This is a genomic window from Bartonella jaculi (assembly GCF_039543045.1).
Classification (GTDB): Bacteria; Pseudomonadota; Alphaproteobacteria; order Rhizobiales; family Rhizobiaceae; genus Bartonella; species Bartonella jaculi.
The window spans coordinates 1-19756 of the sequence record NZ_BAABIZ010000022.1 but is presented as its reverse complement, the minus strand read 5'-3'; the positions used below and the strand labels follow the sequence as shown (position 1 = coordinate 19756).

13 protein-coding genes, 2 tRNA genes and 1 pseudogene are annotated in these 19756 nt (G+C 37.5%); 7 read left to right on the top strand and 9 right to left on the bottom strand.

What is annotated here, in order from left to right; all coding sequences use genetic code 11:
• Positions 1–199: helix-turn-helix domain-containing protein (locus tag ABD915_RS07225; RefSeq protein WP_345116952.1), on the bottom strand; the 199-nt coding region annotated here is incomplete at its 3' end.
• 152 nt (positions 200–351) lie between these two features.
• On the opposite strand from ABD915_RS07225, the gene ABD915_RS07220 reads away from it, so the two are divergent.
• Complete coding sequence (locus ABD915_RS07220) at positions 352–882, top strand: helix-turn-helix domain-containing protein (protein WP_345116950.1); 531 nt, start codon at positions 352–354, stop codon at positions 880–882.
• Between the two features lie 610 nt (positions 883–1492).
• Here ABD915_RS07220 and ABD915_RS07215 read toward each other — a convergent pair.
• The 4 genes and pseudogenes from ABD915_RS07215 to ilvA all read right to left on the bottom strand — a co-directional run.
• Positions 1493–1712 (bottom strand): annotated as a pseudogene (locus ABD915_RS07215) (XRE family transcriptional regulator); the annotation flags it as partial.
• 719 nt (positions 1713–2431) lie between these two features.
• Positions 2432–3853: a DEAD/DEAH box helicase gene (locus tag ABD915_RS07210; protein WP_425548198.1), complete on the bottom strand. Its 1422-nt coding sequence runs from the start codon at positions 3851–3853 to the stop codon at positions 2432–2434.
• A gap of 268 nt (positions 3854–4121) precedes the next feature.
• Positions 4122–4652, bottom strand: a complete 531-nt coding sequence (locus ABD915_RS07205; RefSeq protein WP_345116947.1) for a hypothetical protein — start codon at positions 4650–4652, stop codon at positions 4122–4124.
• Between the two features lie 36 nt (positions 4653–4688).
• Positions 4689–5954 (bottom strand): threonine ammonia-lyase IlvA, encoded by a 1266-nt coding sequence (gene ilvA, locus ABD915_RS07200; protein WP_345116945.1) that lies wholly within the window; start codon positions 5952–5954, stop codon positions 4689–4691.
• Positions 5955–6110: 156 nt separating this feature from the next.
• On the opposite strand from ilvA, the gene ABD915_RS07195 reads away from it, so the two are divergent.
• Positions 6111–6196, top strand: a tRNA-Leu gene (locus ABD915_RS07195).
• Between the two features lie 520 nt (positions 6197–6716).
• Here the strand turns inward: ABD915_RS07195 and ABD915_RS07190 are convergent.
• From ABD915_RS07190 to ABD915_RS07180, 3 genes are all read right to left on the bottom strand, one after another.
• The gene (locus ABD915_RS07190) at positions 6717–7604 is read right to left on the bottom strand and encodes an outer membrane protein (protein ID WP_345116943.1); all 888 of its coding nucleotides are present in this window, start codon (positions 7602–7604) and stop codon (positions 6717–6719) included.
• A gap of 642 nt (positions 7605–8246) precedes the next feature.
• Positions 8247–8516, bottom strand: a complete 270-nt coding sequence (locus tag ABD915_RS07185) for a hypothetical protein (RefSeq protein WP_345116941.1) — start codon at positions 8514–8516, stop codon at positions 8247–8249.
• A complete protein-coding gene (locus tag ABD915_RS07180; protein WP_345116939.1) occupies positions 8513–10885 on the bottom strand; it encodes a mechanosensitive ion channel family protein in 2373 nt (790 codons plus the stop codon). The genes ABD915_RS07185 and ABD915_RS07180 overlap by 4 nt, the downstream gene beginning before the upstream one ends.
• Positions 10886–11164: 279 nt before the next feature.
• On the opposite strand from ABD915_RS07180, the gene ABD915_RS07175 reads away from it, so the two are divergent.
• From ABD915_RS07175 to ABD915_RS07160, 4 genes are all read left to right on the top strand, one after another.
• Positions 11165–11359 (top strand): hypothetical protein, encoded by a 195-nt coding sequence (locus ABD915_RS07175; protein ID WP_345116937.1) that lies wholly within the window; start codon positions 11165–11167, stop codon positions 11357–11359.
• Positions 11360–11437: 78 nt separating this feature from the next.
• Complete coding sequence (gene secD, locus ABD915_RS07170) at positions 11438–13951, top strand: protein translocase subunit SecD (RefSeq protein ID WP_345116935.1); 2514 nt, start codon at positions 11438–11440, stop codon at positions 13949–13951.
• Between the two features lie 100 nt (positions 13952–14051).
• Positions 14052–15806, top strand: a complete 1755-nt coding sequence (locus ABD915_RS07165) for a cation:proton antiporter domain-containing protein (protein WP_345116933.1) — start codon at positions 14052–14054, stop codon at positions 15804–15806.
• Positions 15807–15829: 23 nt separating this feature from the next.
• Positions 15830–16783 carry a lysylphosphatidylglycerol synthase transmembrane domain-containing protein gene (locus ABD915_RS07160; protein WP_345116931.1) on the top strand — a complete coding sequence of 318 codons (954 nt, stop codon included), beginning with the start codon at positions 15830–15832 and terminating at the stop codon, positions 16781–16783.
• 643 nt (positions 16784–17426) lie between these two features.
• Here the strand turns inward: ABD915_RS07160 and ABD915_RS07155 are convergent.
• Complete coding sequence (locus ABD915_RS07155) at positions 17427–18995, bottom strand: TerC family protein (RefSeq protein ID WP_345116929.1); 1569 nt, start codon at positions 18993–18995, stop codon at positions 17427–17429.
• Between the two features lie 466 nt (positions 18996–19461).
• Between ABD915_RS07155 and ABD915_RS07150 the strand changes: the two genes are divergently transcribed.
• Positions 19462–19537: transfer RNA gene (locus ABD915_RS07150), tRNA-Lys, on the top strand.
• Positions 19538–19756: the final 219 nt, after the last annotated feature.

Sequence of the window (19756 nt, the reverse complement as noted above, 5' to 3'; positions counted from 1 at the left end):
CCTGCTCGACGGGCAAACCGATAAAATCGGCAATGGCGCGTTCGGCTTTCTCGTTAGACCGTGTCCAAATGTGTTGAACACTGGATGACGAGAGTTGATAAGCTTTCGCGAGCTCCGCCAAGGTCATGTTCCGGCGGCGTAGCTCGGCTAAAATACTATGGCGATCCCATACTTGAATGCATGTTTGTGTGATTGTCATAAACTTTCGCTCCTGCTTCAAACGGATGCTCCCACATCCGTTTTTTGTGGGGTTAATTGTAAAATATCTGCCCTCTATAGCGGGCGGTAATTAAAGGTATAATGCCAAATTCGGCTTTTGTAAATACCGAAAATGGATTTGGAGTGATTTTTTTGGCACGACCTGAAAAAGAACCTGCAACAGAACTGGCAAAACGATTGCGTGAAATACGGCACACCCTTGGTTTTACGGAGCGCAAACAATTTGCTAAACATTTTGAAATCCCCGAAACGACTATGCGCAATTATGAAACGGGTTTGCAAGAACCCCCTGCATCTATAATGCGAATATATAAAGATCGCTGTGGAATATCCTTAGACTGGCTCGTCACTGGAGAAGGCGAAATGTTTAGTGACATGGCAAAAGCGAAAGCTGTAGGTTTTAAAATGCCTACTATCCCTGCTGGTCTCATGAAAAAGCTTGGTCGCATAGCTTATACAACCTATCGCGATGCAAATATAAAACTCCCCCCTGAAGATATAGCGGAACTCGCGGCGGAACTTTATAAAAAACTGCAAGAGCTTGTTCAAGACATCAACGACACGGAAGAAGTCGAGCTTACCTTGCCTCTTCTAAAATTGCATTTAAAGCGTCAAATCGAGGCTGAAAGAGTACATCTAGAAACTACACAAAATACGGCTTAATGCCTCTCTAAAATGAAAAATCGATATGAAAATCTTTTTACATTAGAAAAATTACACAACCATTTGATTTATAATAATATATTGCCTCTAAAAATAGATAATCACCAATAGGTGAAAATCTTTTTTGCTTTTTTGGTTATTTTTGGCTGATTTTGGAGTGAACTTCACAATTTACCGAATTTTTTTCACAGGGTCTTCAAAGGCGGTTTTCTGGGCTTTCACAGACTTTTTAAAAATCTTCAAAGGGTTTTCAAAGACCTTTCAAAGCCTTCTCTCATTTTTACGCTCAAATTCCAATTTTCGCTCTTTTTAGCTCTTTTTTACAATTTTAGGTGTCAAAATCTATTTTGACAAAACACGCATTTAATACTAAATTTTATACATAAAAACAATAAATTACCACCTATTCCTCGCTAATCCCACCTCTTCCCACTTAGTACAAAACCTAGTGTCAAACTACAGTTGATAAAAGTTAGAGAATAGGATTTTTAAATCTCTCTCTGTAACCGTATAATAATCTTTATAAATTCTTTCTCATAATTCTTTGAATAATATTAAGTTGGTTGTGAAAGGCTATTTGAAATCCTAATAAACCTGCCAACTATTTCACACGGCAGGGATTTTCTTTTCTTCTCAACAGTGCCATTGTTTCTTGATCTAAATTGTATAATTCGATGATCTCTTCTGCCATTCCAACGGGTATGGGCTTTTTGCCAATCTCTACAAAAGATAAAAATGCTACAGATATATCTAATTTTAGCCATATCTAAAAGACGTTCGGAGTGATCAATGCGAAGTTTACATAAGATTTTACCAAACGGTGTTAGTATTTAAAATCTATGAAGAATTAACAGACATATTAATTCCTAGCAGTAATTTTCAGATTTTTATCTACAATGCATTACGAATTAGGACTTCTTTTCGAGGTGTTTTTTAACCATACCAGATATCCAAAGCGTTTCTACTTCTAAAAAATTGAAATCTTTGAAAACCTCTCTCTATTATTTTAATAATAGATTGATTTGTAAAGACAGTTCATTATTTTGTATGTTGAATGAGATCCCCCAATACCGTAAAATTCTCTCATTTCACCCCCTCTTATAATGAAGCAAACAAAACCATCCCATTGACATCACAAGCGGGCTTGTGGACATTGAGAGATGTTTCTTTAAAACAAGCATGTGAATGTGCAACAAAATGGCGTTCTGTTTCGTACGAGGAGCGTAATCCATTAAAAAACGAGAAAAACAAAAGCATGAGGCACTACCGCAATCACCACTACTTAAAAGATATTGCTGTGGATGCTTTGGAACGCCATAAAACAAAATTAAAAAAAAAGATGGATACTAGTTTTTACCTTTACGGATTCATATTTTCTCCAAATTGGACCATTTCCTCGTTTCAGAGATTACGCAAACAGACATCCGCAATACTCTTCCCCCTATCTGGCAAGAGCATTGTTTTTTGTTTTTCTTGCTCTCGTTCAAACTAAGAAAAAACCAGAAAGAGAAAAATATTCTAAGCTCATAATCTCGCCTAAATATTTTACTCAAGCAGCTTTCTTCACTGTCTTGCGGAAACGAAAAGACTTTGTACGCTTTGCCACTACTTTTGCTTTTTCTTGTTTTTCATTTGAAGATGAAGAGTTTCTCCCCTGTGACTGTGCAGCATTATTATCTTTATCTTTGCGCCCCCCAAAACGTTTCTGAGGTTTAGATTTTCTAAAATGAAATTTCTTACCGCTTTCTTTGTCTCTACTTTCTGGCACAATCGGCTTTTCTGGAAATGCTGCAAACTGTTCTGGAATAACTTCACGCACTAACTTCATACAAATCAAGCGTTCTACAGCACGTAACCGTGCCTGTTCTACGCCTTCATCAAAAAGTGTGAGTGCATCACCAGACGCACCATTGCGTCCTGTGCGACCAATGCGATGCACATAACTTTCAGCTTCATCTGGTAAATCATAATTAATAACGTGGCTTATTCCTGATACATCAATACCGCGCGCTGCAATATCTGTTGCGACAAGAATTCTTACGGATCTTTCACGAAAAGCTTTCAATGCATGCTGCCGCGCACTGTGTGATTTATTTCCATGAATTGTCGCAACAGAATAGCCTATCTTTGCTAAACTACGTGTAACAGCATCAGCACCATGTTTAGTTCGGGTAAAAACAATAACCAAAGTAAAAGCCGGATTTGTCAAAAGTTGCGCTAAAACATTCTTTTTTTCACGCGTAGGAACGCAATATAATTTTTGAGTAATTTCCGCAGCAGTAGTCCCTTGAGGAGCCACTTCTATTCTCACAGGATCATTGAGTAGACACTTTGCAAGCGCGGTAATTTCTTTCGGCATTGTCGCAGAAAATAGTGCTGTCTGACGCTCTTGATGCAAAAGTTTTGCAATTTGCCGAACATCATTAATAAAGCCCATATCTAACATGCGATCTGCTTCATCAAGAATCAAAAAACGAGATTGAGAAAGATCAATACATTTTGCACGAACAAGATCCATTAAACGTCCTGGCGTTGCTATTAAAATATCTACACCTGTTTCCATGCGTTTAATTTGTTTAAAACGTGATACCCCGCCCAAAATGAGACACGTAGAAAGATGCGTTCCTTTTGCCGCAGTACGAATTGTTTCATCAATCTGAACAGCAAGTTCACGCGTAGGAGCCAAAATCAAAGCGCGCGCAGTTTTAGGACAACGTTTATCGCCTAAAGCCAAAACTTGACTTAGAACGGGTAAACCAAATGCCAAAGTTTTTCCAGAGCCTGTTTGTGCAATACCTAAAATATCATGCCCTTTCAGCATCATTGGAATAGCTTGTTCTTGAATAGGTTTAGGTTTATTCATACCAGCAATGAGTAAGTTTTTAACCAAAAGAGCAGGCAACCCCAATTCTGTGAAAACGTTCTCTCTATTTACATTCAAAATAAAATCTTTCCTCAGTCCAATCGCTATAAACAAGCATTAAACTGAACCGTGTTGTTCAAGAATCCGCGCAAGAGAGATCTTGATATTACAAATTTATGAAGCAACGCTTGAAAGAGCGATTTGCGCACCCAATGAATACCTTAAAATCAAGGAGAAAGGTGCATAAATTTCATTCTATAAAGAGCTAATTAACCAGCCCGAACACCTTTTCCTGTACTATCGTTCGATTACAACAAAAAATCAAGTACTTTATGGAATCTATTTATAATGGACAAAAAAACAGTAATCTAATCACTTATTTCTTGATGATTATTTCCTTTGGTAAATGCACCTCATTAAAATCAGGATAAATCTCAAGAAAGACCGGATTTTGTACAGTTTTCTGACCACCATAAATTAAATACCACTGTGTTTTATCAAAAATTGCCAAAGTTTTATACTGAATGATACGATCATGCATCTCAAGCAGCGTTGGAATCAAAGCATAAAAAGTACCTTTATCAGTTTGCAGATAGTCTATGTTCGTTTCATCTAAACGGTAAGCGCCTGTAGGTAAATTCTCAAATTGAACACGCAACTGTTTAAGAAAACTGTCACGTAAATTATTCTCTGTCGTATTCAGTCGGTGCGCTATTTCTTTATAAAGCCGGCTGGGCATATAAGCAGAAAGGGGCACAAAATTTCTATTTTTCACAGCATTATTAACATCAACAATAAGATTCGAAAGTTCAGCTTTTTCTGCTGTCGTTAGCTCAGATGCTAAACTTTGTTTACCTGCATAAAAAAACAAAAATAAACCGAGTATAAAATAAAAAACAGACTTCATTATTTATAGCTTTTGTTTCAAAAAAATTTTAGCTTCTCAGATGACAAAATCAAATAATGTTTGATCGTCAGTAATATCACGATAGCGCCAACCTAATGCTTGAAAATTTTCCTCTAATAGACGAAAATTATTGTACTTTTTTGTTTCAATTGCAATCAAAACAGAACCAAAGCTTCTGGATGATTTTTTAAAATATTCAAAGCGCACAATATCATCCTCTGGAGAGAGTTGAGCAAGAAAACTACGTAATGCACCAGGATGTTGTGGAAAACTAAAAATAAAATATTTTCTCAATCCCTGAAAACGCAGAGAACGCTCTTTAATATCTGGCAAACGCTCAAAATCAAAATTACCACCAGAAATAACCAGAAGAATTTTTTTGCCTTTCAACGCCTGAGATGGAATACTATTAAGAGCGTCAATCGATAAAGCGCCAGCCGGTTCAAGAACCACACCTTCCACATTGAGCATTTCAACCATTGTAGAACAAACACGATTTTCAGGAACTGTAATAACAGAATCTGGTGAAAATTGCTTCAGCATCGTGTAATTTAGTGCACCGATTTCAGCCACAGCAGCACCATCTACAAAGGTATCAATATTTTCAAGTTTGACGTGCTTTCCACTCTTCAAACAAGCAAGCAAGCTTGCTGCTCCTTGTGGCTCAACAAAACGAAGTTCCGTTTTCCAACCATATTCATGTAAAAACTTGCTCACACCGCTGGCCAAACCACCTCCGCCTACGGGCACAATGATCAAATCTGGTTCACTTTCCCCATTGAGTCTTTTCCATTGCAAAACAGCCTCGCATAAAACTGTCGCCTGCCCAGTAATAATGCGAGCATCGTCAAAAGGTGGTGCCATCACACCACCACTCTCAGCAGCGAAAGATTGTGCAGCTGCATAACATTGATCAAACGTATCACCAATTAAACGGATATCAATAAACTCTTTACCAAAAATACGTGTCTTATCAATTTTTTGTTGTGGAGTTGTCACAGGCATAAAAATCACGCCTTTGCGCTTAAAATAGCGACAAACGAAAGAAACACCTTGCGCATGATTACCCGCTGACGCGCAAACGAATGCAGCATTTTGAGATATCTTACCAAGCATTTCTGAAACAAAATTAAAAGCACCACGAATCTTATATGAGCGTACTGGTGTTAAATCTTCACGTTTCAAATAAATTTCTGCATCATATTTTTGACTCAGAAAATCATTTCTTTGAAGTGGTGTTTCAGCAAACACATTATGCAAAGCCGTTGTAGCCTTGCTTACATCTTGGATAAAGTTACTCATAACACCGTCATTTCATGCTTTGTTAATATCGTATGGATTTCTTCTAACCGCAAAGGTAACTATTGTCAGCCAAAAATTTATCAAAAATGAAAAGTGACCTTCTTATCATTAATTCTTGATTCAGTAAAAAATATAGCTTATGAGAAAGCTCTTATCGCGGACGTGATGAAAACGGTAAACATAGCAGACTTAAAATCTGCCGGTCGAAGACCTTGCGGGTTCAAGTCCCGCCGTCCGCACCACAGTATGTGGATTTTACCTTATGGTTTTAAAAAAACGAACCACCTTCCATAAATATTTACTGCTATCAGACAGCATCATAAGGGCTATTCTGATTGCGAATCATAGCTTCTTTAAGCTCGCATTTTGCAGTGCGAGTGATTCCAAAAGTTTTCATTCTAAAATAGCAATTTTGCGTCTCTTTCTTCGCGTATGCTGGATTGGCTTTACAACGAAATAGCTCGCCTATTGAATACAACAGAAGATAATTTACATTATAATTTGCTTGAAAACTGCGTGTTTAATTTGAGCATTTGCCTGCTGGAGTTTATCATTTAGAGAAAACAAACATAGACCTATCAAAAAACTGATAAAGGTACTTTTTATGCTTTAACTCCAACCACGCTTAAGACGAAAGATCGCATTATTCAATATAAACGGCTTTCTCTTCACAATAAAAAAGAGCATTTTACAGTCCGCTAAACAAAAAATAAAGGCCCTATCAAAGATAGGACCTCTTCAGCAACTTTACTCTTACAAAAATTAGAATTTGTAAGCTATTCCAGCACGAAACTCATTTGTCTTATAGTTAATTTCAATCTCGTCCTTGAATTTCTTTTTACCAAAATCCGAATAACGATATTCCGCACGCGCAATAACCTTATCTGTTATTGCAAAGTCAACACCACCACCGAGAGTATAACCAATCATCGTTTCTGTCGTATCTGATATCGCATTAAAAGGCTTATCTCCCGTAATTGACACTGATAAAAAATCTTGAAACTGCCCATATGTAACCCCCCCAGCGACATAAGGCATCACACGACCCGTAGAAAAACCAACACGCACCCGTGTGGCACCAGTCCGTTTTTGTTTCAAACTATGAATAAGAGTGAACTTATGACTACTACTTTTCTCTGTCTCTTCTTTACTCCTTAAAGCCGACCGAGAAATTCCACGAACTCGGATTTCACTTTTTTCAGTACCAGATCCTTCAGTACCAGATCCTTCAGTACCAGCTTCTACAGTCCGGCTGAAAGTCTTTGTATCCTTTTTGTCAGCTAAAAGTATATCTGTATCAAATCCTAAAATAAAATTATTACCGAGATCAAAATTAACACCAGCATAAAAACCACCTATAACCCCAGAAAGTTCAGGCATATACTTTTTATCAACCGGTATCCATTTCTTATTTCTACTCTCCTCATAAGGATAGAGAGAAATATCAACATCAGGCACCATTGCAGAAGTTTTACTCGATAAACTACCAACTTGGCCTCCAAAATAAAAACCTGCCCACGAAAAAGGTGAAGAAACAACAACTGATGAAGCAACATGTGTTGGCTGTTCAGGAACCACCACATCTGCTGCCTGTACCACAGAAGATGAAGCAAAAGCAAAAACGGATGCTGTTATAAATTTTGTATTCATAAAATTATACCCCATTGCTAAATTCAAACATAATCAAAAATCACATTAGAAAAACAAAGTGTTATAAAATCTTATGCCGCAAAATTATATGTACTCCTTTATAGTTACACTTAAAATTATCATTACATCAAATTTTAATATTAGTAAATAAATTTTAATTACTTTTAAGATGCAATAAATACTTGAAAATATACAAATTTATCAAAGACATCTACTATACTTTATTTGAAAAGAATAAAACTATGATATTCTGCTCATTTAAACTATCGCACAAAAATCCTAAAATTGGATCATTCAATGGTCTATTTGCATAAGAAATCATCTGAAATAATACAGAATATTTTAGAAATATCGCTATTCATCAAATATTATTATAAATATTTTATAGAAATAAATAATATAAAAAACAATGTAATTCCTTATACAATAAGAAATTTTTAATAATTATTACACAGAATAACATAAATATCAGATACGGCACATACTAAAAAGCCTCACCTATCTTACTCCCCCAATGCTAAATTTCATATCAAAATCAGACCTTTTTATCTGCTACTCTTAATCGTGATATTATTAAAGAACACAAAAATGCTATCATTATTTTTGTAAGTCTTACCTCATAACAAAAGATCTTAAAGCATTTTATTTAAAAATTGCTCTACCCTCATTGATTTCTATATTATCTTCTGCTTGTACCATAAAATGGTCTTTATTAGGAAAAGTGATAAAACACCCCTTCATACAAACTGTAGCTGTTTGATCAGCCTTCAATGAGATATTTGAAGGACTGCTCCCTTCAACGATAGTGATCGATTGTACTTTTAAATCAGTATTCTTCACAGTTGCTGCAAAAGCTGTTGTGGTTACATCCAACAGCGTAACCGCAATGAAAACATAAACATATTTTATCATTCCAAAATTCCTTCCTTAACAAAACGTTTATATAATATAAAGCGAAGAGCATTTATCATCTTAGAAGATGAAGTAATATTAGGCACGTAGATAGCCAAATTAAATGAGAATTTTTTACTATCGAATGCAGTAAAACTCACCTGTGGCGCAGGATTTTTTAAAACTCCCTCTGTCGCAGAAGCAACTTCAAGCAAAATTTCAACAACACGTTCTGGCTCAATATTGGGGGAAACAGTAACAGGGATATCAACTCGACCTATTTTGTTATGTCGAGTCCAATTACTTACATTATTGTTAATGAGGCTTGAATTAGGGATAATAATCGTCTTGCGCTGAAATGTTTCAAGTTCGGTTGCACGCACATTGATACGTTTAACAATACCACCTACCGATCCAGATTCTACGTAATCACCTAATTTAAACGGTCTCCCAACCAAAATAATAAGCCCAGAAACAAAATTTTGAACGATATTTTGCAAACCAAAACCTATACCAAGCGAAAGTCCACCAGCAATAAGTGCAAAATTTCTAAGATCCAAACCCGCCATTGATAATCCTACCAAGGCAGATACCACAACACCACCATAACTTATAACCGTTTTAATAGAATTACGTACACCAGAATCAAATTCCCCATGTGCTAATACTGTACCATCTAACCAACTGATAAATCTGCGGATAAGGAATAAACAGACAAAGAAAACAATGATTCCTGTTCCAATAGAAATCAAAGAAATAGATACATTTCCAATTTGAAACCCAGTAATCAACTGCCACAATACGGCTTTCAAGTAAGAATACGAAAAGCCGAACTGTACAATAATTGGCATTATACAAAACACGACAACAATCAAATTGAGAACAACACTGATAACAATCCCCAATTGATTCATTGTTTTCTCTTCCAAATGTAGCCATCGCATTAAAATACGACCAACGCTCGTTTTCATAAATTGGCCTTTAGTTCCAAGTGCTTGCGCACTTTGTATCCCCAAATACATGAGAACCAAAAATGCACCCCCGATCACAATTTGCTGCATAATAAAACGCGCCAAACCAATATACCCCCCAAAATCCATTACAATAAGCGATACCCCCAATAAAATAAGGGGAATGCGTATATAAAACGGCCAAAATAACGGCTCTCTTTCTTCATCTTGAGAACGTCTCCGCCTGAAACGCAAAGGCACAGAGGAGATTATAAAAAGCAGCATTGCTACGAGAAAAACAGCAACAAAGCTTTTTGCAATTGTTAAGGAAAGAGAGGCTACAACTACTTGATAAATACTATCAAGAACTGCATCAAATGCCAAAACACCGCCTAAAAATGTCAGCAAAATTACCAATTGATATGCCGACGATGACGCAATATTGAGAAGGCGTAAATGGGGCATATTGGATGACAATAGGACAACTGCCAAACGATTTATCAAAAACACAAAGCTAATTTGGTATCCAATCGTATGAAATACTGTTGTAAGTTTTCCTGGATTCAAATCAAAATTGTCAAACAAAAAAAACACAAGATAAACGCAAACAACACATACAAGCGAAGGAAGGAGAATTGAAATAAAAGCAATTAATAAACGCTGCAAATAAGATACTTCCTCATTGTACCTAGTAACATGAGAGTGCATATGTGTAAGAGCTTTATGAGAAAAATGAGAAAGCCCCGAAGCAACAAGAAGTGGAATCAAAAAGGAAAGAAATAGCTGTAAGAATTTGAAATGAAATACAAATTCCCACCAAGCATTGAGCAGCAAAATAAAATCAGATGAAGCTTCTTTAGTTTTTTTAGCAACATGTTTGACCAGTGGTATTGAAAAATCGAACCTGTAGGTAAGCTTGCGTTTAAAAAGTTCTCGAGACTGAGAAAGAGCAAGTTCGGCTATTCTATTTGTAGCCAAAAAGATTTCTTCAAACCGAAGCACTATAGAATTAATCTGAGCTCTTTTCTCTATCAGATGAGAGCGCTCTTTATTTTGACTCTTCAAGTTTTTTTGATCATCTTGGAGCTCTGTCAACTGATCAAGAAGTGCATTAATATCATTAAGAGGAGCACGCAAAACGAATGCTGCATCCATAGCGCGTTTACTGACATTTCGCGCCCGCAGCCGCAACTCTGCCAAAGAACTTTCATCTTCTGATTCGCTTTCAAAGTCTTTTTCTAAAGCTTCTGTATCTTGTTCAAGAATCTTAATAACTGACTGTTGTTGTTGAAGAATTCTATCAATTGAACGTGTAGTTATCGATTGTCCAATGAGCTCATTTTGTGCGGTAAGATCCCCCCATGCACAAGAGCTATAAACAACAATAATCCCAAGAAAGAAGAAAAGAATGCGTAATTTTTTTCTAAAAAATGAATACATATCTGCCTTAGATGTATAAAGAGAATTCTATTCCCCCTTCTAAAAATATGACATGAGACAAATATTTTCAACTTTTGTAGAATAATTTTATAAAAGCTTCCCCTTACTCTATAATACTGATAAGAGAAATAGAATACAGTAATTTGACATCAAATAAGACAAAGAGGGCATTCTAGTATGTTTTTTTTGCACCTTTCTTGCAAAAAAGAAAATTTTTTCCCTTTTACGAGTTTGCTTCTGCTGTCCAGCTTTGGCATATCGTTAACGAGGAACTTTGGAGTGAATGCTCTTTTGCTTGCACAACCAAACACCAAGAATGTAACAACAGTGTCCCCTTATGTTTTACCTTTCAGTGCTCTTCAAAGCATTCTAACATTGAATGTATTTTTAATAGCTGCCATAGCTATTTGCACACGACTTGATAATCTTCAAACACAATGTTTTGCAAACAAACGTGCTCCTCCTCTTGCTTGAACTATAAAACCATCATTCTATCTTACTCCTGCGTTTTCACTTTAATAACCATTAGATTGCCTATTAGCGGAATATATCATGCGCACACCCAGTTGGTTGACTACTCTTTATTGTTTTATCCTTTTAAGCAGCATTTACGTTGCTTTGCCCAATTTATTCTCGCAAGAACAGGTTAAAAACTCAAAGTTCTTAACTGACACCCGAGTAACACTTGGGCTTGACCTCCAAGGAGGCTCTTCCCTCCTGCTCGAAGTCGATGCTAAAACACTCAAACGTGATCAACTACACATGGTTTTAGGCAATGTGCGTAACATACTACGTGAAAAGCAAATCCGTACGTCGAGCATTCGTGTTCTCGAGGATAGCGTAATTGCCATTATTTCTGATCCAACACAAAGTGAAAAAGCTGTTTCTGCTTTGAAAACATTAATTACTCCCATACATAGTAGCTTTGGCACGACAGCCAGTGACATCACTATCAACGCTCAAGATAAAACGATCCGTGTGGTATTGACTGAAGCTGGAATGAAGGATCGTATCAGCAATGCTATTGAACAAAGCTTAGAAATCATTCGTCGCCGTATAGATCAGGTTGGTGTTACTGAACCAGCCATCCAAAAGGTAGGAACTGATCGTATTATGGTTCAATTGCCTGGTCTACAAGACCCAAAGCAACTGCGCGATCTGTTAGGAACAACCGCTAAGATGACCTTTCATCTTGTGCCCTCCAATGTGGATATAAATAACCTGCCCGTAGGTGTTTCAATTCTCCCTGGATATACTGATGAAACACAACGCTATGCAATTTATGACCAAATTGCCTTAGACGGAAATGTATTGAAAGACGCCCGTGCAGGTTTTGATCCGCAAATGCCAGGACGTTCTATTATTTCATTCACCATGAACTCCACTGGCTCAAAAATATTTGCAGACATAACACGGCAAAATATTAACCGTCCTTTTGCAATTGTTCTTGATAACAAAGTGTTGACTGCTCCTACCATCAATAGTGTCATTCCCAATGGGCAAGGTCAAATTACAGGAAATTTTGATCCCAAAGAAGCATCAACTCTGGCTGCTCTGCTCCGCGCTGGTTCTTTGCCCGCGCCGCTAACAGTGATTGAAGAAAGAACTGTGGGGCCAAACCTTGGTGCAGACGCCATACAAATGGGCCTTTACACAGGCATTATTGGCTTTGTCCTTGTTACAGTTTTTATTTTTCTTCTCTATGGGATTTGGGGTATCATTGCGAATATAGCGCTAGCACTCCACACTATTTTAACATTGGCAGCGCTAAGTCTTCTGGGGGCGACACTCACACTCCCCGGTATTGCTGGTATTATTTTAGGTATCGGTATCGCCGTTGATGCCAATATTCTGATTAATGAACGTATCCGTGAAGAAAGCCGAAAAGGTATCAGCGCCTTTGCTGCTCTGGATCGTGGCTTCAAACACGCTTTCGCAACCATTGTTGATGCCAATGTTACCGCAATTATTGCAACTATTTTACTGTTTTGGTTTGGCACTGGTCCTGTTCGCGGTTTTGCTGTAACAATGTTGCTCGGTATTATCATCTCCATGTTCACCAATATCACCATTGTGCGCATCATGATGATTTGGGTTGTCCGTAAATGGAAAATTAAAACACTACATATTCACTCTGTCTTCAAGCTTATCCCACAAAATACAACTTTCCGTTTCATGAAAGCACGCTTTATTGGCATTGGCGTTTCAATTGTTTTATCACTTGCTTCAGTTTTTCTATTTTTTAAACCTGGCTTGAACTTCGGCATTGATTTCATTGGCGGCAGCCAAATGAGTATTACCACAAAAGAACCAACAAACTTGGCAACTTTGCGTTCGAAGCTTTCTACCCTTAACATCGGTGAAGTTACGTTACAAAATATGGATAATGCCAACACCGTGTTGATCCGCATTCAAAAACAAAGTGGCGGCGAAACACAACAAACCACTACCCTTGATAAGGTCAAAAAAGCAGTGCAAAATATCTATCCAGACGCCAATTTCGATCAAATAGAAGTTGTTGGCCCCAAAATTTCAGGTGAACTTGCTACAGCTGCTTTTACTGCTGTTATTCTCGCGGCAATTGCCATGTCCCTCTATATATGGCTACGCTTTGAATGGTTCTTTGCAGTTGGAGCAATTGTAACCCTCATTCTAGATACCACAAAAATGATTGGTTTTTTTGCTTTATTTCAATTTGATTTCAATTTGACTGCTATCGCGGCTCTTTTAACGATTGTTGGTTATTCCATCAACGATAAGGTCGTGGTCTATGATCGAATGCGCGAAAATATGCGCCTTTATAAAAAAATGCCACTGCGTGAACTGATTGATTTCTCAATTAATCAAGTTCTTATACGCTGTCTCTTTACATCAGCTACCACGGTTCTCGCTATGCTCCCTATGGCAATTTGGGGCGGAAGTGCTGTCCATAATTTTGCACTTCCTATGGTCTTTGGAATTATTGTTGCAACATCATCTTCGATCTTTATCGCCGCCCCTATTTTACTCCTGCTAGGGAATTGGTGGCGTGGACGAAATAATCGTACAAACACTAACCTAAACTGAAAATGCCATGTTAGTTCATATGACGTACCAGCCCCCCCCTCTTCTCATAAAAAAATATAGTCGTTTCAATTAATGCATTTTTCTTCGAAAAGTAACTATTATGCTCCATGACACACCACTTATCACAACTATCGTCGCGGGTTTATGCTTAGCACTTCTTTTGGGAATGATTGCCAGCCGTTTGCGTATCTCACCACTCGTAGGATACTTGTTAGCTGGTGTTATTGTGGGACCAAACACAGGCGGTTTTAGAATAGATTCTACCATTATCAATCAACTCGCTGAGATTGGTGTTATTTTGCTGATGTTTGGTGTTGGGCTACATTTTTCATTAAAAGATCTCTTATCAGTCAAAGCTATTGTTATCCCTGCAGCCATTGCACAAATGGCATTTTCTACTTTTCTAGGTTTGTGCCTCGGGCTGATTATGGGATGGGGATTTACCAGTAGCTTAGTCTTTGGTTTAGCTTTATCAATAGCAAGTACTGTTATCCTGCTGCGCGCTTTACAAGAACGCCATCTTATTGAAACAGAAAAAGGACGCATTGCTGTTGGATGGTTGATTATTGAAGATCTAGCAATGGTTCTTATTCTTGTCCTTATACCATCACTAGCAAACATCCTTAGCAATACAAAAAAGGAAGCGCTTGACCCTCTTATTCAATGGTTGGACTTAAGCATTTGGGGAATTTTTGGTCTTACCATCCTAAAAGTTATTATATTTATTGCACTTATGCTCATCATTGGGCGGCGTGTTATCCCATGGTTACTAAAGATGAGTGCACAATCGGGATCACGTGAATTATTTCGTCTAAGCGTCTTTGCTATTGCATTAGGAGTAGCTTTCGGAGCAGCCCATTTATTTGGTGTTTCTCTTTCTCTTGGTGCCTTTTTCGCAGGCATGGTCATGAGTGAATCAGAATTAAGCCATCGTGCAGCAGAAGAATCCTTACCACTACGAGATGCGTTTTCTGTTCTCTTTTTTGTTTCTGTGGGCATGTTATTTGACCCAGGGAAACTATTGACTCATTTTTTTCCCCTCCTAGCAACGTTATTCATTATTATCCTAGGAAAATCTGTAGTTGCCTTTTTCATCGTTAAAGCTTTTCGCTATTCTAATGCAACAGCTTTGACCATTTCTGCAAGCCTTGCCCAAATCGGAGAATTTTCTTTTATCCTCGCAGGTTTAAGTTTGAGCTTGGGGCTTTTAAACAACGACGCCCATGATTTAATTCTTGGAGGAGCGATTCTTTCTATTTTGCTTAATCCCCTTGTTTTTACTGCTTGTAACAAAATTAAAAAACGTCTAGAAAACCTTCCTGCAAATTCACAAGATACACAAACAATCATTGATATTGATCCTCAAGATCCTGACCAAGAATTTTTACCAATGGTCTTAAAAACCAACCATATCGTAATTATTGGCTACAGTTGTATCGGCAAATGTATTGCATTATCTTTAGTAGACAAAGATGAACCTATAGTGATAGTAGAAGAATCAAAACGCCTCGCTGATCAAGCAGCTGCAGATGGCTTCGAGGTCATTTGCGGCAATATCATTCAACAAGAAATAATGAACGCAGCAAATATAAGCCACGCTTATAAAGTTGTTATTACAATGCGAAGTACTATTGAAGTAGGAGAATGTATAGTCAATATACGTGATATGAACAAAGATATCCAGATAATCACGCATGCACTATCCGATATAGAAACAACTTATCTCATTGATTTAGGTGCAGATGTCGTAGTGACTGACGATGAAGAAATTGCCAATGGTGTTATAGAGCATATGACTGGACAGAGATCTGTAACGAATATGCAAAATCATGAATTAAATTTACAAAAAACATAAATAAAAAAAACGGATAAAGCAGCATGAAAATAAAGCAATTCATATGGCCATTTATTGGTATCTTAGCGATGCTGGTATCTATCCGAATTCTTTATACCAAGCTTTCTGCTATTTCTTTCAATGATGTAGTGGATCGCCTAAGCAATTTACATGCACAACATTGGCTATTAGCCTGTTTGTGCTCTCTTTTAGCTTATGCTGCTCTTGCTGGGTATGATCGAATTGCCTTGCAGCATCTAGGTCATAAAATTTCTTGGATTTTTATCGCTTTATGTTCGTTTACCACTTATGCTCTTTCACACAATATTGGCGCTTCCGTTTTTTCTGGTGCAGTCGTACGCTATCGCGCCTATAGAATGAAGGGATTAAGTGGAACAGAAATCGCCATATTGGTAGCTTTTTGCTCTTTCACTTTTGTAATAGGTACAATCTTACTTTTTGGGATTGTTTTGATTCTGCAACCCCAAATTATCTCTCTCCTGCATAACGAGCTTCCTGAATGGCTTGGAACGACGGTTGGGGCCATTTTACTCAGCTGTGTAGCACTCTATACTTTTGGCAGCTGGCTTCAGTTAAAGCCCCTACGTTTGGGTAAAAACATTCAAATTTCGTATCCACGACTAAAAATTGTTATTCAACAGCTTCTCATCGGCCCCTTAGAGCTTTTAGGAGCAACAGGAATTATATATGCTGTGCTCCCACACGATACAGATATTCATTTTATTTCTGTGCTTGGTGTCTTTCTCGCATCTTTCACGATAACCCTTCTTTCCAATGCTCCAGCTGGAGGAGTTGGTGTTCTTGAAGCTTTATTCATAACAGGTATGTCCAATATAAATCCCACCGATGTTGTCGCAGCACTTATTGTATTTAGATTGCTTTACTTGATCATACCGCTCATTATTTCATTATTTGTTGTAGCTATTTTTGAAGCTCAGCAATATTGGAAACGGTTCCCCAAAACACCACCCGAATAAATATACCCCCCTCTCTTTTTACACCCCTAAAGAACAATAAACGCACTGCATTTGACTTTGTACGTGAGTAAACGCAAGCATTGTGCTCATTTATCTTTGTTTATGAATATTATAGCGCCTTTATCTCCATACCAGCTCCCTTGTATCAAAATACATAGAAAATATTTGATACTCTAATTTTCTCTTAGACAACCACTTGATCAACTTCCCAGATAAATTTTTATTGAAAAATAACACTTTCTATAACCTTTCAATCGATTTTAAACATCAAATATTGGGATAGCTTTAAAGCTTTTAGTTAAAAGAAAGGATAAAAAGAACTCCTGTACGCGACCATAAAAAATATGCAAAACAATTTTACAAAATTTTTGTCTTAAGAAATGCAGAAATAATGCATATACAACCACCAAAAGATTAAAGGGTATTTACAAGTCATTCTGCATTGTTTTCTATCTCTCAAAACTTCTCCAAGATTGTCAATGACAGGCCCTATCTAGCATAAAAATTTATTGACAATTCAACTTTTGCCTCTCCATCGCTTCATATTGAAAAGACTGCAAATAATGAAAACACAATCGAGCAGCTGATTTCCGTATCTTTTTCACTCTCTACGATAAGAATATTATTCTCCTTACAAAAGTGATCAGCTTTTTTCTGGCAATACAAGCGGAGAGATAAGGATTTTAGATATATTGCGGCGATCCATTTCAACGACTCTAAAGCACAAACCATCAGCTTCAAAGCTTTCACCCTCATTCGGCAAATGACCAAACCGCCAAAGCATAAACCCTGCCAATGTCGTATAACGGTCTGCTTCATCAACAAGATTACGTTCAAGATAACCACTTAAACGGCGAATATCAGCATATCCTTCAACAAGAAGACTTCCATCTTCAAGTTGTTCTGCTATCACTGGCTCTTCATCATCATCAGGAAAATCACCTGCAATAGCTTCAAGAATATCGGTTGGTGTTGCAATACCTTCAAAAGATCCATGTTCATCAACAATAATTGCCAGCTGAATCGAAGAATGACGTAATTGTTCCATCAATCGTAAAACACTTGTATTTTCATGAACGACAAGTGGTTCTCGCATTGCTTTTTTCCAATTGATTTTTTTTCCTTCAGCCAAATTCAAAAGGAGATCTTTTGTCAAAGCAACACCAACAAATTCATCCACTTTTTCACGTGCAAGAATTAAGCGGCTATGTTTAACTTGTTGTAACTCTTCACGCATTTCATTCTCATCACCATTTAAATCCAACCACTCAATCTCATTACGTGGCGACATAATAGAGCGAACAGGACGATCAGCCAAATCGAGAACACCACGGATCATTTCTTTTTCTTCCGGCCGAAACAGCTCAGAAGCTGCCGCCTGTTCAGCAATGACATCTACAGTCTCACCCAGATTACCGTCTTTGTTTCCCCCTCCTAAGAGCCTTAAAACAGCATCAGCGGTTCGGCTGCGTAGATCATTTGTTGTGATCATTTTTTCACGATTACGACGTCCAATTTGATTAAAAGCTTCAATGAGAACAGAAAAACCAATAGCGGCATACAAATACCCTTTAGGAATATGAAAGCCAAACCCTTCAACAATGAGAGTAAAGCCAATCATCATCAAAAAGCCAAGACAAAGGATTACAATAGTAGGATGACGGTTGATAAAACGCATAAGAGCGCCAGATCCACACATCATCACCCCCATAGCAGCAATGACTGCTATATACATAACCGCTGCCTGCTCTTTAGCAATCATACCTGTCGCAGTAATAATACTATCTAGAGAAAACACAGCATCAAGCACTACGATTTGAACAATCACCTGCCAAAAAACGACATAAGCAACACCTGTTTTTCTTTCATGCGAAGTCCCTTCTAATCTTTCATGTAACTCGAGCGTTCCTTTTGCCAGCAAAAAAGCCCCACCACCAATCAAAATGAGACTATGCCAACTAAACACAAAAGGTGAGAATGAAAAAATCATCGTATCGAGATTCATTACCCATCCAATAATCGTAAGAAGAAAAAGTCGCATAATGAGTGCTAAAGTGAGACCTATCAAGCGTGCGCGATCCCGCAAATGCATCGGCAATTTTTCGGCTAAAATTGCAATAAAGACAAGGTTATCTATTCCTAAAACAATTTCGAGAAAAATCAACGTAACCAAGCCAAACCACGCATGAGGATCAGCGATCCATTCCATCATAGTTCACCCTTAAAAAACGTCTTTAAAATCTTAAAAGTGCGCGGTTGACAAAACAAACTCATGAGCTTTTATTCTCGTAATTGACCAAGAACATTGAACACAAACAGATTGCATTCAAAGCAAGCAAAAACACAACACTACTTAAACGCACATGATTATTGACAAAATTTAAAAAACAAAACAATTTCCCCCATTGCTCACAACCACAAGAAGGTTCTTCTGTATTTTTCTCGGGCATTACGCTCGACGATCCTCCAGCTACAATTCCGCATACAATCAAAACATTTATTTACAGAGGCTCTTATAATGGGTCTATTTTCATATAAGATCAAGAGGGTGTATTATATTTTAACTGTACAACCAGTTTAGCTATAGATTCTTTTCCATATAAAAAACTATGAACCATCTAGACATACTCCCTTGGGAGCGTTATAGAATCGTTCGTTCTCATCTTTTAAGATGCTGTGGGTGATTAGCTCAGTCGGTAGAGCAGCTGACTCTTAATCAGCGGGTCGTGGGTTCGATCCCCTCATCACCCACCATTCAACTCTTACCAACAAATAACCTATTGATTATATATATCTTTTTTAAGGTACAGGATACCCAAATAAGAGTTTGGGAACAGGATTTTTGAATGTAGCTTGTCGGCAGGTTTTGTATATTTTGCCACTAGGTTTTGTACCAATTTATTTTTTTTCAAAGAGTTTTTAAGGAGTTCTCAAAGGGTCTTCAAAGACCTTTCAAAGGGTATTTAAAACCCC

What these genes read in the sequence shown, in the direction of transcription:
- ABD915_RS07205 (WP_345116947.1), bottom strand. Translation starts at nt 4,652, where the DNA reads ATGAAGTCTGTTTTTTATTTTATACTCGGTTTATTTTTGTTTTTTTAT.
- ilvA (WP_345116945.1), bottom strand. Translation starts at nt 5,954, where the DNA reads ATGAGTAACTTTATCCAAGATGTAAGCAAGGCTACAACGGCTTTGCAT.
- ABD915_RS07190 (WP_345116943.1), bottom strand. Translation starts at nt 7,604, where the DNA reads ATGAATACAAAATTTATAACAGCATCCGTTTTTGCTTTTGCTTCATCT.
- ABD915_RS07185 (WP_345116941.1), bottom strand. Translation starts at nt 8,516, where the DNA reads ATGATAAAATATGTTTATGTTTTCATTGCGGTTACGCTGTTGGATGTA.
- ABD915_RS07180 (WP_345116939.1), bottom strand. Translation starts at nt 10,885, where the DNA reads ATGTATTCATTTTTTAGAAAAAAATTACGCATTCTTTTCTTCTTTCTT.
- secD (WP_345116935.1), top strand. Translation starts at nt 11,438, where the DNA reads ATGCGCACACCCAGTTGGTTGACTACTCTTTATTGTTTTATCCTTTTA.
- ABD915_RS07165 (WP_345116933.1), top strand. Translation starts at nt 14,052, where the DNA reads ATGCTCCATGACACACCACTTATCACAACTATCGTCGCGGGTTTATGC.
- ABD915_RS07160 (WP_345116931.1), top strand. Translation starts at nt 15,830, where the DNA reads ATGAAAATAAAGCAATTCATATGGCCATTTATTGGTATCTTAGCGATG.
- ABD915_RS07155 (WP_345116929.1), bottom strand. Translation starts at nt 18,995, where the DNA reads ATGATGGAATGGATCGCTGATCCTCATGCGTGGTTTGGCTTGGTTACG.